Origin of the sequence: Devosia sp. SL43 (genome assembly GCF_021729885.1) — a bacterium.
GTDB lineage: Bacteria > Pseudomonadota > Alphaproteobacteria > Rhizobiales > Devosiaceae > Devosia.
In genome coordinates this window covers 3,950,344-3,962,922 of record NZ_CP063401.1, presented here as the reverse complement: position 1 = coordinate 3,962,922, position 12,579 = coordinate 3,950,344, and the positions used below count along the sequence as shown (strand labels likewise).

General features: G+C 65.5%; 18 protein-coding genes. All 18 read right to left on the bottom strand.

The features are described 5' to 3' along the window. Positions 1-2: 2 nt before the first annotated feature. Positions 3-428 (bottom strand): NlpC/P60 family protein, encoded by a 426-nt coding sequence (locus tag IM737_RS19380; RefSeq protein WP_236896896.1) that lies wholly within the window; start codon positions 426-428, stop codon positions 3-5. After that, positions 425-1,315, bottom strand: a complete 891-nt coding sequence (locus IM737_RS19375; protein ID WP_236896894.1) for a DUF2163 domain-containing protein — start codon at positions 1,313-1,315, stop codon at positions 425-427. Before IM737_RS19375 ends, IM737_RS19380 begins: the two co-directional genes overlap by 4 nt. Further along, positions 1,312-1,932, bottom strand: coding sequence for a DUF2460 domain-containing protein (locus tag IM737_RS19370; protein WP_236896892.1), 621 nt, complete (start codon positions 1,930-1,932; stop codon positions 1,312-1,314). The genes IM737_RS19375 and IM737_RS19370 overlap by 4 nt, the downstream gene beginning before the upstream one ends. A gap of 166 nt (positions 1,933-2,098) precedes the next feature. Next, positions 2,099-2,647, bottom strand: coding sequence for a phage tail tape measure protein (locus IM737_RS19365; RefSeq protein WP_236896890.1), 549 nt, complete (start codon positions 2,645-2,647; stop codon positions 2,099-2,101). Further along, positions 2,637-2,828 (bottom strand): rcc01693 family protein, encoded by a 192-nt coding sequence (locus IM737_RS19360; RefSeq protein ID WP_236896888.1) that lies wholly within the window; start codon positions 2,826-2,828, stop codon positions 2,637-2,639. The genes IM737_RS19365 and IM737_RS19360 overlap by 11 nt, the downstream gene beginning before the upstream one ends. Continuing rightward, positions 2,825-3,139 (bottom strand): gene transfer agent family protein, encoded by a 315-nt coding sequence (locus IM737_RS19355; RefSeq protein ID WP_236896886.1) that lies wholly within the window; start codon positions 3,137-3,139, stop codon positions 2,825-2,827. Before IM737_RS19355 ends, IM737_RS19360 begins: the two co-directional genes overlap by 4 nt. Before the next feature lie 143 nt (positions 3,140-3,282). Beyond that, a complete protein-coding gene (locus IM737_RS19350) occupies positions 3,283-3,696 on the bottom strand; it encodes a phage major tail protein, TP901-1 family (protein ID WP_236896884.1) in 414 nt (137 codons plus the stop codon). 169 nt (positions 3,697-3,865) lie between these two features. Further along, complete coding sequence (locus IM737_RS19345) at positions 3,866-4,261, bottom strand: DUF3168 domain-containing protein (RefSeq protein WP_236896881.1); 396 nt, start codon at positions 4,259-4,261, stop codon at positions 3,866-3,868. 3 nt (positions 4,262-4,264) lie between these two features. Next, positions 4,265-4,606, bottom strand: coding sequence for a phage head closure protein (locus tag IM737_RS19340; protein ID WP_236896879.1), 342 nt, complete (start codon positions 4,604-4,606; stop codon positions 4,265-4,267). After that, the gene (locus IM737_RS19335; protein ID WP_236896877.1) at positions 4,603-5,169 is read right to left on the bottom strand and encodes a head-tail connector protein; all 567 of its coding nucleotides are present in this window, start codon (positions 5,167-5,169) and stop codon (positions 4,603-4,605) included. Before IM737_RS19335 ends, IM737_RS19340 begins: the two co-directional genes overlap by 4 nt. Positions 5,170-5,356: 187 nt before the next feature. Continuing rightward, the gene (locus tag IM737_RS19330) at positions 5,357-6,577 is read right to left on the bottom strand and encodes a phage major capsid protein (protein ID WP_236896875.1); all 1,221 of its coding nucleotides are present in this window, start codon (positions 6,575-6,577) and stop codon (positions 5,357-5,359) included. Positions 6,578-6,587: 10 nt separating this feature from the next. Beyond that, positions 6,588-7,064 carry an HK97 family phage prohead protease gene (locus tag IM737_RS19325; RefSeq protein ID WP_236896873.1) on the bottom strand — a complete coding sequence of 159 codons (477 nt, stop codon included), beginning with the start codon at positions 7,062-7,064 and terminating at the stop codon, positions 6,588-6,590. A 120-nt stretch (positions 7,065-7,184) separates the two neighbouring features. Continuing rightward, positions 7,185-7,373, bottom strand: a complete 189-nt coding sequence (locus IM737_RS19320; protein WP_056227361.1) for a hypothetical protein — start codon at positions 7,371-7,373, stop codon at positions 7,185-7,187. 11 nt (positions 7,374-7,384) lie between these two features. Continuing rightward, the gene (locus IM737_RS19315) at positions 7,385-8,533 is read right to left on the bottom strand and encodes a phage portal protein (protein ID WP_236896871.1); all 1,149 of its coding nucleotides are present in this window, start codon (positions 8,531-8,533) and stop codon (positions 7,385-7,387) included. 239 nt (positions 8,534-8,772) lie between these two features. Beyond that, a complete protein-coding gene (locus IM737_RS19310) occupies positions 8,773-9,984 on the bottom strand; it encodes a DNA-packaging protein (RefSeq protein WP_442874222.1) in 1,212 nt (403 codons plus the stop codon). A gap of 34 nt (positions 9,985-10,018) precedes the next feature. Continuing rightward, entirely contained in the window at positions 10,019-10,441 is a 423-nt protein-coding gene (locus IM737_RS19305; protein ID WP_236896866.1) for a hypothetical protein, read from the bottom strand. Positions 10,442-10,625: 184 nt separating this feature from the next. Then, complete coding sequence (locus tag IM737_RS19300) at positions 10,626-11,012, bottom strand: DUF2147 domain-containing protein (protein ID WP_236896865.1); 387 nt, start codon at positions 11,010-11,012, stop codon at positions 10,626-10,628. A 133-nt stretch (positions 11,013-11,145) separates the two neighbouring features. Continuing rightward, entirely contained in the window at positions 11,146-12,402 is a 1,257-nt protein-coding gene (locus IM737_RS19295; RefSeq protein WP_236896862.1) for an Hsp70 family protein, read from the bottom strand. Positions 12,403-12,579 lie beyond the last annotated feature (177 nt).

Here is a 12,579-nt window from a genome sequence, read left to right as displayed (position 1 = left end):
AATTAGTCCTCGATGTCAGGAAACCGGAACCTGGCGCTCACCCGTCGCACCCAGGCCTCGGTCAAATTCGCCTCGACCACGCCCAGCCGCTCCTGCGCGTGGATAAATCGCGTCGGCGCCACCAGGATGCCGCAATGCTTGGGCTCGCCCGCAGCCAGCTGGAACAGCAGCACCTGCCCCGACGCCAGCGGCCCCGTCTCGGCCACCAGCAAGCGCTCGGCCGCCAGCCGCAACGCCCCGGCATTGAGCGGATCGCGCATGTCGGCGCGGTAGGGCGGCACCACCATCGGCTCGCACCCATAGAGCGCGCGCCACACCCCACGCAGCAGCCCCAGGCAATCGCAGCCGGCGCCCAGTGTCGCCGCCTGATGCCGATAAGGCGTGCCGAGAAACTCCCGAGCCGCCGCGACGATCCGTTCGACGCTCACCGCACCACCGCCTGGCCATCCAGTGCATCGTCACGGCGCGGCGCGCGCATCACGAAGTCGCTGCCGGGGATGTGCGGAAAGCCGCGAAAGTTGACGCCATTGGCGAACTTGGCCTGGCAGGTGGCAAAGCGCCGGTCGCAACCGGCCGTCACCGCGAGCGTATCGCCCACCACGACCCAATCGCCGACCTTGACCCCGAAGCCCAGCACATCGGACGCGCCATGCCGGCCGTGGGTCATCACCCCGTCGCGCAGCCCATTCCGCCGACCATCGGTCCAGCGTGCCCCACCAAAGGAGAACCAGCCCTCGCCAAAGCCACCAAGGCCGGACACCACGACCCGGTAAGGATCGTCGATCGCGGTGACCGTCGCAAACCCGGTATAAGCCGGGTCATCAAGATCGATGCCACACCTGACATCGCCCAGTGCCGCATCGCACAGGCCCTGGTAGATCCGCCCATGCGTAGCATTGAGCCCCTGTTGCGGCGAGCGCAGCTCCGCCCGGAACACGCCATCCTCGCGCACGATCTCGCCGATCGTATCGGTTCGCAGCAGCAGCCTTTGGCCGACATTGTTCCAGTTGACCCGCCACGTGTCGACCAGTGCACCGTCATAGCGCCCGAGCAGAATATCGTCCTCGGTGATGGCGTCGGCATGGATTACGCCCAGCACTTCGCTGGTCGTCACCTGCGGTCCCAGCCGCGCCGGCACCTCGCCGCCATCCAGCCCATGCGCCGGCACAAAGCTCGTGCCGCCAAAGCTCAGCGCCCGATCATGATCGGTAAAGCCCAGCACCACGCCATCGCCACGCACCAGCTTCCAGCAATGACACAAAGTCGTTTCGCCCTGCGCGATATGCGCAGCAAAGCCGCTACCGAGAGTTCTCATGGCAAGATCTCCACCAGTGGAATACTGGGGGCCTCGGCCCCGTCAAAGCTGGTCAGTTCCACATCGAGCCGATCGGTATCGAACCGCACCGGCACGTCGAACAGAAAGCCCGCCGTCACCGCCGCCCCGTCGGCTGGCGCCACCGAAAAGCCGACAACGCCGGTGGCGACATCGACCGTCCAGCCGCTCATCAGCTCTGAGCCCGCCACCGCGATGCGCACCGAGCCCGCCACAGGCCTGGTGATCGGCCGCAGATAGGGATCGAAGCTCGCGCCATAGGTCTTGGTCAGCTGGAAGCTGGTCTGGCTGCCGGTCCCCGTCCCGATCGCCTGGTCTGTTGGCGTCGGCGTGCCGCCATTGCTGGAGAAATCCAGCCCATCGCGCCACAGGAAGCCATGCAGCCGCCCGCGCCGCTCCTCGAAAAACGCCAGCACCGCGGCCATATCGGCCCGCGACTTGACGCCATAGCCAGCATTGTAGCGCCGCCGCGAATGCTGCCACCGCCCATTTCGCTGCTCACCACCACCGGCCAGCTGCACCACATCGGTCCTGCGCTCCGGCCCACCCCGCGCACCCAGCGCGACATCGAGCGGAAAGCGCACTGCGTGAAAGGCCATGACAATTCTCCCCAGTCGTTGAGATGAGCGCTCGCCTGCAACCACCACAGATCGTCACCCTCGGGCTTGACCCGAGGGCTCTTCACTGGCTGAGCGTCCGTTAAGTACAGTGCCCTCGGGTCAGGCCCGAGGGTGACGATCGAGTGTGTGGCTGACGCTGGAGGACCTAACTCCCCCGCGCCCCACGCTTCACCGCCCGCAACAGCATCGCGCTCAGTTCCGCTTCGCTCGCCGCAAAGCTCCTTGCATCGCTCGCCGTCACGTTGAACGTCACATTGACCGCGCCACCACCGCCGGCCACACCAAGCCGACCGTCAGAGCCTCGGGCCAGAGGCATGATCGCCTCCGGACCTGCTTCCCCCGCCAGGCCCAGCCCGTTGCCCATTGGAAAAAAGCTCGGCGTCGCGATCACCCCGCCCTTGGCGAACGGTGTCACAGTGCCGAGCGCCGGATTGGTTCCGGCAAACAGATTGCCCACCAGCCCGCCAATCATGTCGCCAAACGGCTTGATCGCGGCCTTGAGCGCGATATCGGCAAAGCTGCGCGCAATATCGCCCAGCACCGATTTGAACGACTTGCCGTCGAGCAGCGCCCCGCGAAACGCCGCGCTGATCGAGCGGGCCACGCCGTCAGCCAGATCCTGTATGCGCTCGAGTTCGAGCGTCACACTGCTCAGCTCGTCGCCGAAACTATCGGGGAAGAAATCACCGGCCATCGGGAAAGCGCTCCATCAATCCATCGAGTTCCTGCCGTCGCAGCGGCCCACCACGATCGCCCATCACCGCGCCCCAGGCCGAAGCCAGCTCGCGCGGCGTCATGCGCCAGAAGTCACGCGGCGGCAGCCGCAGCACGCCCAGCCCGAACTGCATTGCCGCGTCCCAGGGAAACGGTGTCATGCCACTTCTCCAAACGTCGCCTTGAGCAGCCGCGCCGCAATCTCTGCCGCCCCCTTGAGCCCGCCTTCTATCGACAGCCGCGCCAGGTCGTCGTCGGTCAACACATTGCCGCCCCCGCGCAACCCGGCCCCCAGGATCGCCGTCAAATCCCGTGCCGAAACCCGTCCGGCGGAAAACCGCTCGGCCAGCCCGACGAGATCCCCCGCCTGCAACCGCGTCTCCAGCTCCGCCAACGCCCCCAGCGTCAGGCAAAGCGTGCGGGTCTCTCCGCCAATAACAGCGTCGATTTCGCCTCGTTGCGTAATGGCCATGAAAGTCCTCTTTTTGCTTGTTCACCCACCCGGTCATTCCGGCGAAGGCCGGAATCCATGTCCGTCCGCCCCCGCAAACACCGAGTTAGGGGAGACATTCGGACCCTGGATCCCGGCCTGCGCCGGGATGACACCGTGGAAAATCAGATCGCCGTGAACGTCATCTCGCCCGCGCTTTCCAGCGCCAGGTCGAACGTCACTTCACCGGCATGATCGGCCGCAAATTCCAGCGCCACGATCTGGAACGGCCCCTCCACCGTGCCAAAATCGGGGATGATCAGCTGCCAGTTGCGGATCGTCCCGCCAAAGAACAGCGACCGCACCTGCGCATCCGAACTGCCGTCCTTGAACACGCCAGCCCCGGATACCGAAGCCCGCTTCACCCCGCCGCCCGCCAGCAATTCGCGCCAGCGCCCGGTGCTTTCCTGGTCGGTGGTGTCCACGGTCGAGGCATTGAACGCCAATGCCCGCGTTCGCAAACCCGCCACGGTGAGAAAGCTCCCCGACCCGGTCTGGTCGAGCTTGAGCAGCATATTCTTCCCGCTCTGAGCGGCCATGTGATGATCCTTGTGTCAGTGCCTAACCATCACCCCCTCCCAGCCTCCCCCATCAAGGGGGAGGTGCTGGCCGGTGGCCGTGGTCAGATCGTGCCAAATGAGTGGAGTGGCACCTCCCCCTTGATGGGGGAGGCTGGGAGGGGGTGGGGCAGCAAACGCTGAACGCCGGCTAAGCCTCGCTCAAAAACCGCAGCACCACCGCAGCCCGCGCCTGCCCCGTATCGCCGTCGATCACCGTATCCGTCCGCACATGCTCGCGATGCGTCACGGTGATCCCGGCTGCTGAGAACGCCATCGCCACAGCCACCACGCGCTCCGCCATATCCAGCGCCCGTTTCCGGCTCGGCTGATCACCCCAGCAATGCAGCAACAGCCGATGCTCGTGCCCCGGCGCCTCATCGCCATCGCGCGACAGCACATCGTGCCGCGCCACCACCACGCAGGGCGGTGCCCGTCCCGTCGGTGCCGCATCGAAAATCCCATTCGCCCCGGTGATCGCCACCAAAACCGCATCGGCCCTGAGCGCCGTCACCAGCGCCCCCTGCAACAGGCTGATCGGATGCATCGCCTACCCCGTAAAACTGGTTTCGCTGCAGGCGCAGCTGAGATACGCCCGCCGCCCGTTGAGGTCGGCCGCGCTCACCACATCGAGCGCCCGCCCGCGATAAACGATGCGATCGCCCGGCTTCACGTCATTGCGAAACCTCAGCACCACCGCATGGGAAATCTCCACCGCGCGTCCATCGGCACTGGTCCCCTGCCGCCCGGTCAGCGACCGCACCCGCGCCCACAGGCTCGTCACCGGAACGAACAGCGTCACATGGCCGCCCTCGGTTTCCTCGGTCATTTCGCGCCGCTTGAGCTGCACTCGATCGGTCAGCGTGCCCAAGGGCGGGGCCCGCTCGCTCACAGCCGCACCCTTTTGTGCGGCGCCACCAGCCGCTCGAAACCGGAAGGCACGACCGCCCCGGACCCGGCCACGATCACCGCATCGCGATGCTCGTGCCAGTAGCCAACCAACACCAGCAAAGCCTGGCGGATGTCTGATGGCACGTCCTCCGGCTCGGTTCCGAACCCGGCCACATAATCGATCTCGATCCCCTGCCGCTCCCGCAGCAAAGGCATCCCGGCGACAGTGGTCGGCAGCAGCAGCCGATCCGGCTCGCTCATGAACTGCGCCAGCGGCACCTCATGCGCGGCGCCCTCAGCGTCATAGGCATTGATTTCAGTCACCGCCATGAAGGGCGTCACCGGCAACCTGACCACACGATTGTCCGGCCATTCGTCGAGCACCACCCGCCAGCTCTGCGCCAGCAGCGCCCGCCCCGTCACGCCCTCGACATGCATCCGCGCCGCGCCGATCAGCGTGGTGATGAGAGCATCCTCGGCACTATCGTCGACCTTCAGAAACGCCTTGGCCTCGCCAAGCGAAACCGGCTCCTCCGCGGGCCCCGCGAGAAGGTATGAAGTCATGTTTTTGCCTTTTGATGTTCGAGCACCGACTTATCAGTCGGCATCCCTCCCCCTTGCGGGGAGGGTAGCGAAGCTAGGCCCGCAGGGCCGTAGCGTAGCTGGGTGGGGGGACGAGAGCCCGAATATCCGGGCCAACCCACCCCCCACCCTAACCCTCCCCGCATGGGGGAGGGAGTCGACTGCTAGCTCAGCTCACCGCGAACTTCAGCAGCTTGATCGCGTCATAATCAGCAATCCCGCCGCCCACGCGCTTCGTCGTATAGAACAGCACATACGGTTTGCTGCTGAACGGGTCGCGCAGCACGCTCACGCCCTGGCGATCGACGATCAGATACCCGCGCTTGAAGTCACCAAACGCGATCGACAGCGAGTTCGCCGCGATATTGGGCATGTCCTCCGCTTCGACCAGGTCAAAGCCCATGAACCGGGCCTTGCCGTCGGCCGACAGCGCCGGCTGCCACAGATAGTTGCCGTCGGCATCCTTGAGCTTGCGCAGGGCGCCCTGAACCTTGCGGTTCATCACCCAGGACGCATTCTGCCGGTAACCGGCCTTGAGCGCGTAGACCAGGTCGATCAGCACGTCGCTGGCATTGCTCGCCGGCAGCGCACCGGCCACGCCGGTCGGGATATAGCCCAGATTGCCCCAGCTCCAGCTGGTCTCGGCCACCGTGGTCGCCGCGAGAAACCCGTTGGGCTTGTTGGTGCCGTCGCCATTGACGAAGGCCGTGGTCTCCTGCGCGGCAAACGCCGCATTGACCTCGTCGGCAATCCACTGGCCGACATCCACCGCCGCATCGTCGAGAAAGGCGGAGGTCGCCGCCGGCATGGCATAGAGCTCGGTGGTCGGATAGCTGAGCTCCGCCAGCGTCTGCGAGTTGGTGGTCGGACGCGCCGCCGTCTCCCCCACCCAGCCCGTCGCCGGTCCGGATACCGAGATCGGACGCTTATACACCGAGCTCGAAACCTGCCGGACACCCGCAATAGCGCGGATCGGTGACACCGCCGTCATCAGCCTTGTGATTTCCGTCTCGGTCTCTGCCGGCACCACATAGCCACCATCGGCAGCCACGCCCACCGACAGCGCCTTCTCCTCGCCGCGCTTCACATAGGACGAGAACGCTTCCTTGTATTCGCCGCCCGCCTGGCGAGCCTTGCCATCGAGCTGTGGGCGGGCCCGCTCCACCAGCGCGCGGTCCATCGCCGCCTTCTGCCCGTCCAGCACCGCGTTCAGCCGATCGAGCTTGCCCTCGAGCAGCCCATCGGCCGAGCCGCGCTTTTCCAGCTCGCCCAGGCGCTGGTCATTGGTGCGCTTGAATTCCTCGAACGCCATCGAGAATTCGGCGAAGAGCGAGCCAATATCGCTCCCCGCGCCGGCCTTGGTTTCAAGGCCGTCACTGGTCATATCCATTTAGGTGTCCCTATCGGTTGCGGATGGTTTGGGTGGCGGCCGCAATGGCGGCGCCGGTCGAATAGCCGGAGGGCGCAATGCGCGCGTCCTCCATCATGGGAAAGGTCACGATCGACACCTCGAACAGGTCGACCTGCCACAGCTTGCGATGCCCGCCCTCGCGGGTCGCCTTGACGGTACGGAAGCCGATCGACAGCCCGTCGAGCGCCCCATTCGCTATCAGTCGCCTGAGCGCATCGGCCCGCGGCACATCGGGCACCAGCCGCCCGGCCACGAACAGCCCATAGCTGTCCTCGCCGATGGCGTCCCAGGTGCCGACCGGCTCCTTGGGGTCATGCTGGAACAACAGCCGGATCCGATCCTTGCGCTTGCCGAGGCTCTTGGCAAACGCCCCCGGCATGACGATGTCGCCACCGCCATCGACCCGGTTGAACACGCTGGCATAACCCGAAAACCGCCCTTCGCCGTCGATGGGAATGCCCACCATCAGCGCTTGCCCGGCTTGGGCACGGCCGGCTTGTCCTTGGCCAGCGTCCCCGCCAGGTTCCAGGCAAACTGCCGGAACGTCTGCTGCGCATTCTCCCGATTCTGCTTGTTGGCCATGGGTTTAGTCATCCTTCCTGAAAAGCCGATTCAGAGACGCAATCTCCTGCACGAAGTCGTTGAAGTGTTGATTCACCTTCGCCATCTCCCGCAGGGACCACACCAGCAGAGCGCTGGCGCCGGATGCCCAGAGGAACAGCGCCAGATGCGCCAGATCCCCCCGCTCGATGACGGTCTTGGTCAGGTCGTCCATGGTCAAACCTCCTAAATCCCCAACATCGCCCGCTTCTCCGCGTCGCTCAGAAACTCCGCGCCGCCCACCCGCGACCACAGCGCCGCGCGGTCCTCCGCCAGCGCCTCCACCCCATCGAAGTCCGGCGCCACCGTCGCCCCGCCAAACGCCGGCGACAGCCAATTGCTCAGGTCATCCGCCACCCGCACCACCAGCGGGATCAGCGTCTGCCGCCACAGGGCCCGGTTGGCCTCGGCCAGGTTGGCGTAGGTATTGTCGCCCGGTATGCCGAGCAGCATCGGGGGCACGCCGAAGGCCAGCGCGATATCGCGCGCCGCGGCATGCTTGGCCTCGATGAAATCCATGTCGCGCGGGCTGAGCGCCATCGCCTTCCAGTCGAGCCCGCCCTCGAGCACCATCGGCCGCCCGGCATTGCCCGCCCCGGAAAAGTTCGCCTCGAGCTCCAGCTTCAGCCGCTCAAACTGCTCCTCGGTCAGGTTGCCGCCGCCGGCCGAATAGACCAGCGCCCCCGATGGCCGCGCCGCATTGTCGAGCAGCGCCTTGTTCCATTGCCCGGCGGCATTGTGGATATCGAGGCTGGTCTGCGCGGCTTCAAGCGGCGCCATGCCGTAGTGATCGTCGAGCGGATGAAACAGCGCCATATGCAGCACTGAAGGCACAGCCTCGTCCTGCCGCAACCGCACCGTCCGGCCCCCGGCCGTATAGTCATAGGCCATGGGCCAGCCATCGGCCCCGGCCACCACCTTCATGCGGTCTGGCCTGAGGCAAAACAGCCCGCGCACCTCGCCATCGACCATCCCCGCCTGCAGATAGGCATTCCCCGCCGTCTGCAGATAGGCATAGACCGCCTCGAGCATTTCCCCGCCCGATTGCCGCCCATTGGGCCGCGCCAACAACGCCGCCAGCGGATGCTCATCCACCCGGCGCCCGTTCTCGCTCACCACCAGCGGCACGCGATTGGCCGCCTCGGCGATCAACCGCACACAGCGATACACCACCGGGTTGCGCGCAAAGCCCTGGTTGCAGAGGCTGACAAACCCCCGATTGCTCCAGTTCGCCGCCCCCAGCTGGCTCAGGCTCAGCAGCGTATGCCCCGAGGATTTCTGTTCCGCAGGCGTGTTCGTTCCGCCACCCATCAGGCGGCTGATCCAGTTCGGCATGTTCTTGATCCTCTGGCCTGAACCGGCCTCTCAGTCGTCCACCCTCCCCCTTGTGGGGAGGGAAGCGAGATAGGACTTAGCCCTTCGCTAAGTCCGTTGAATCGAGCAGGAAGGGGGTATCTCGCCGCAGGTCCGGTGCGTGGAATCCCCCACCCTTGATCCCTCCCCACAAGAGCTTGCACTCGGGCGCGCCAAGGCGCGACCCGGGTGGGGAGGGTATCGACTGCGCGCCCAGCGCCTTACAGCCTCCGCACCCGCGGCTCACTCTCATTCAACAGCAATTCGGTCACCGCCCACACCAGCGCATCCACCCGGTCCGGCGAATGCCCATCACTGCGCCCGTCCATCCCAAACGCACACATCTCGTCCTCCAGCTCGGTCAGCCCATCCACATGGCGCACCAGCCCGCGCCCATAGAGCGCCGCCACCGGTTCCGCCCGCAGCCACTTGCCCCGGTTCGCCCGCACCGGCCGCACCGGCACTTTGCCATCGACCTGCGCAATCAGCGCCTGCACCAGATCGCCGCCCTGGTTCACCTCGACCACGATGGCGTCTGCGCCATGCGCCTCATAGGCCGCCACCGCCCGCCGCGCCCAATCGAGCGGCGCAACTTGTCTCACCGTCCGATCCTCCAGCACCACCGCCCCGTCGCCAACGCGCCCGGCCACGATAATCCCGCAGGCATCGGAGCGCTCATGCCCCGTTACCGGCGGATCGACCGCCACCAGAATGCGCCTGATCTCGCCACCCTCGAACCGCCGGAACATCCCGCGCTGCCACAGCGCCCCGGGCATATCCTCGATCAGCTCGCCATCCAGCTCCTGCCGCCCCAGGATCGACCCGCGATAGCGCCCAACCACCGCCTCCATAAAGTCCGGCGCCAGATGGGCGTGGTTGTCATTGGTCTTCATGTGGCTGGTGACCGTCTTCGGGTCGGCCAGCAGGCGTCGCAGCAAGGCAATCGGCCGGGGTGTCGTCGTGGCCAGCTGCCTTGGCCTGTCCCCCAGCCGAAGCCCGAACTGCAGTTGGTCCCACGCCGCCTCCGCATCTGGCCATTTGGCCACTTCATCACACCATGCGGCGGCAAATTGTGGTCCGCGAAACCGGTCGGGATCGGACGCCGACATCAGCGTCGCCTCGACGCCGTTCTTCCAGATCAGCTGGTGCCCGCGCAGCTTTGGCCGTTCCTCCTCGGGGCAAACGGCGAAAATACCGCTCTCCCCGCGCACCATGATGGCCAGTGCCTCATTCATCGTCTCGCCAACCAGCGCAATCGGCGATACCCGATCGTTAGCCAGCTGGCGCACCCACTCGGCGCCCGTCCTTGTCTTGCCACAGCCCCGACCACCCATAAACAGCCAGGTTGTCCAGTCGCCTGCGGGCTCTCGTTGCTGTGAGTATGACCAGTGGCGCCAATCGTAGAATTTCGTCTCGACCGCCTCGTCCAGCATGGCCGCCACTTCGGCCCGCGACTCGGCGTCGACCTCAACGGCGCTTGAACTGGGCAATTCGCTTGGCCAGCTTGTCGCGCAGGTCGCGCATGTCTTTCTTCTGCGCCGGACCACCCTTGCTGGTGTCGGCTGCCTCGATCGTGCTCAGCTTGTCGAAGTTCTTGATCATCTCGCTCAATTGGTTGGCCTCCTTGTCGCCCAGTGTCTCGCCCTTGGTGTTGGACAGCTTGGTCACCTGCGCTTCGAGCACAGCAAACAGGCGGGCCAGCAGCACCGACTGGTTGTTCGCATTGGTCGTCAGTCGCGGGATCCACCGATCCACCCGCTGACGATGTTCCAGCGATCCCTTGGTGACGCCGAAGCGTTCGCAGATTTGCTTGATCGTCCCGTCGCCATTTTCATAAGCGTGCCGGATACTCGCCCAGTCACGGGTGTCGCCTCGTTCTTGCCTGTCCATGAAGTTCCGCCGCTGCCGGGTGTGGCTTCCGCCTCACCCACTTTTCCGACCATGCCTGAACTATAGCCGATCACCGTGACGCGGGGATAAGATGGATAAGTCGCTGCTTCTCTCGGACCGTCGCCAACGAAAAACCCCGCTGCGCCGGGCAACGGGGTTCATACGTCTGGCAGTCGGCCACAAACTAAAGCCGCACGAACTCCACCTTGCGGCAAGCGATCAACTGACAGCCAGACAGCGACATGAAGTCATCGCTGACCAGCGTAACCGAACCGTTGACCGACTGGCCCTCGTAGCTCACCGTACCACGCCATTTGTTCTCGGCGGTCGGCTTGGCGTGCCGCACGACATACTTGTTGAGCAAGGCCAGGTTTTCCGGTGTCTTGGCGTCGTCGCGCAACCAGGTCAGCTTGGCGCAGAGTTCGGTGCCGTCGCCGCAATAGCTCACGGTGTAGCGCGACTCGCCGGTGGTGGTCTGCCAGGTGCCGACTGGGGTCAGGTCCTGGGCGAATGCCGGGGCAGCAATGAACGCGGTCATTGCGACTGCCATGATGGTTTTGGTCAAGCTCATGATGTCTCCTCAACAAGGGGTACACGTCGCCTGGCGACGCAATGGATGTTGATCAAGGGTTTGCCATTTCCGGCCTGAACCTCCGGAAACCGCCGGTTCACTTGGGGTTCACCGGTTCGTTTGGCCTCCAGCCTCAGCCAAACTTCCGCTTAGCATCCATCGCCAGACCAAGGCCCACGCTTCCCAGCACGTCCGTGCGCACCAGTTCCGCCTCCGGAAACAGCGCCCTCAACCGCCCGGCAATCGCAGGCACCTGGGTCGAGCCGCCGGTCAGGATCAGGCTGTCGATGGAGCCGATATCGACCCCGGCCCGCTTCAGCGTTTCGGCGATCGTGTCCTCGATGCGCTGCACCGATGCCGCCAGCGCCCGTGTCAGGTCACCGATATCAATCTCGGTTTCGACCAGCCGGTCGCGCACCGGAAAGGCGAAGGCCGTCGCGTCGGCATCGGAGAGTTCGATCTTGGCCGCCTCGACCGCGCCGACCAGCCGGTGCCCCAACCGATCCTCGATCAGCTCGATCATCATGTCCACCCGCTCGGGCGCCCGCGCTTCCCGCATGGTGCCGCGCAGGTCGCGCAAGGCCTGGGCGTTGTAGAGCCGGTTGATCCGGTGCCAGGTCGACAGATCATAGTATGGCGCCACCGGCAGGTGCCGCTTGCCGTCGCGCGTCATGGTGCCCAGCCCCAGCTCCGGCATCACCTTGGTCATCGAGAGCAGCCGGTCGAAATCGGTGCCGCCGACATGCACGCCCGCCGTCGACAGGATATCGCCGCCCCGGTCCACCGCCTTTGCCCGTTCGGGCGAAACCCGGATCACCGAAAAGTCCGACGTACCGCCGCCCAGGTCGACGATCAACGCCAGCCGCTCCGAATTGACTTGCCGCTCGTAGTCGAGCGCCGCCGCGATCGGCTCGAACTGGAAGTCGACATGGGCAAAGCCCTGCGCCCGCACCGCGCCTTCGAGCTGCTTCTGCGCCTCGGCATCGGCCACCGGATCGTCATCGACGAAATGCACCGGCCGCCCGCAGACCACCGTGTCCACCGCCTCACCCAGCTCCGCCTCGGCCCTGCGCTTCACCTCGGCAATGAAGATGCCCAGGATCTCGATAAACCCATAGCTGCGCGCCCGCACCCGCGTGCTGTCGCCGATCAGCGCCGTGCCCAGCACGCTCTTGAGCGACCGCATCAGCCGCCCGTCGGCACCTGTCACATACTCGGCCACCGCCTCGCGGCCAAAATGGATCGCATCATCCTCGAAGCCAAAGAACAGTACGCTGGGAATGGTCTGCTTGCCATCCTCGAGCGCCAGCAATTGCGGAATCCCATCCGCACCGACGCGCCCCATGGTCGAATTGGACGTGCCGAAGTCGAGGCCGCAAGCGAGGGTCATACCAATCATCCATGGGGAAGCCGGCGCCGGGCGCCAAAGGGACGGCTCTCATAATGGGTGATGGGCGGAGTGGCAAGCCACGGCTGTTGTGCCACGCCCTCGTGGTTCGAGGGTCGCAAGGGCTCCCGCCTCACCATGAGGGCTACTGATACAAAGCACTAACAACAGCCCTCATGG

Excerpts from the sequence above, each read along its gene's own strand:
- IM737_RS19325 (WP_236896873.1), bottom strand. The coding sequence starts at position 7,064 with ATGGTGGGCATTCCCATCGACGGCGAAGGGCGGTTTTCGGGTTATGCC.
- IM737_RS19315 (WP_236896871.1), bottom strand. The coding sequence starts at position 8,533 with ATGCCGAACTGGATCAGCCGCCTGATGGGTGGCGGAACGAACACGCCT.
- IM737_RS19295 (WP_236896862.1), bottom strand. The coding sequence starts at position 12,402 with ATGACCCTCGCTTGCGGCCTCGACTTCGGCACGTCCAATTCGACCATG.
- IM737_RS19330 (WP_236896875.1), bottom strand. The coding sequence starts at position 6,577 with ATGGATATGACCAGTGACGGCCTTGAAACCAAGGCCGGCGCGGGGAGC.
- IM737_RS19345 (WP_236896881.1), bottom strand. The coding sequence starts at position 4,261 with ATGCATCCGATCAGCCTGTTGCAGGGGGCGCTGGTGACGGCGCTCAGG.
- IM737_RS19375 (WP_236896894.1), bottom strand. The coding sequence starts at position 1,315 with ATGAGAACTCTCGGTAGCGGCTTTGCTGCGCATATCGCGCAGGGCGAA.
- IM737_RS19300 (WP_236896865.1), bottom strand. The coding sequence starts at position 11,012 with ATGAGCTTGACCAAAACCATCATGGCAGTCGCAATGACCGCGTTCATT.
- IM737_RS19360 (WP_236896888.1), bottom strand. The coding sequence starts at position 2,828 with ATGACACCGTTTCCCTGGGACGCGGCAATGCAGTTCGGGCTGGGCGTG.
- IM737_RS19370 (WP_236896892.1), bottom strand. The coding sequence starts at position 1,932 with ATGGCCTTTCACGCAGTGCGCTTTCCGCTCGATGTCGCGCTGGGTGCG.
- IM737_RS19335 (WP_236896877.1), bottom strand. The coding sequence starts at position 5,169 with ATGACTTCATACCTTCTCGCGGGGCCCGCGGAGGAGCCGGTTTCGCTT.
- IM737_RS19305 (WP_236896866.1), bottom strand. The coding sequence starts at position 10,441 with ATGGACAGGCAAGAACGAGGCGACACCCGTGACTGGGCGAGTATCCGG.
- IM737_RS19320 (WP_056227361.1), bottom strand. The coding sequence starts at position 7,373 with ATGGACGACCTGACCAAGACCGTCATCGAGCGGGGGGATCTGGCGCAT.
- IM737_RS19355 (WP_236896886.1), bottom strand. The coding sequence starts at position 3,139 with ATGGCCATTACGCAACGAGGCGAAATCGACGCTGTTATTGGCGGAGAG.
- IM737_RS19365 (WP_236896890.1), bottom strand. The coding sequence starts at position 2,647 with ATGGCCGGTGATTTCTTCCCCGATAGTTTCGGCGACGAGCTGAGCAGT.
- IM737_RS19310 (WP_442874222.1), bottom strand. The coding sequence starts at position 9,984 with ATGCTGGACGAGGCGGTCGAGACGAAATTCTACGATTGGCGCCACTGG.
- IM737_RS19350 (WP_236896884.1), bottom strand. The coding sequence starts at position 3,696 with ATGGCCGCTCAGAGCGGGAAGAATATGCTGCTCAAGCTCGACCAGACC.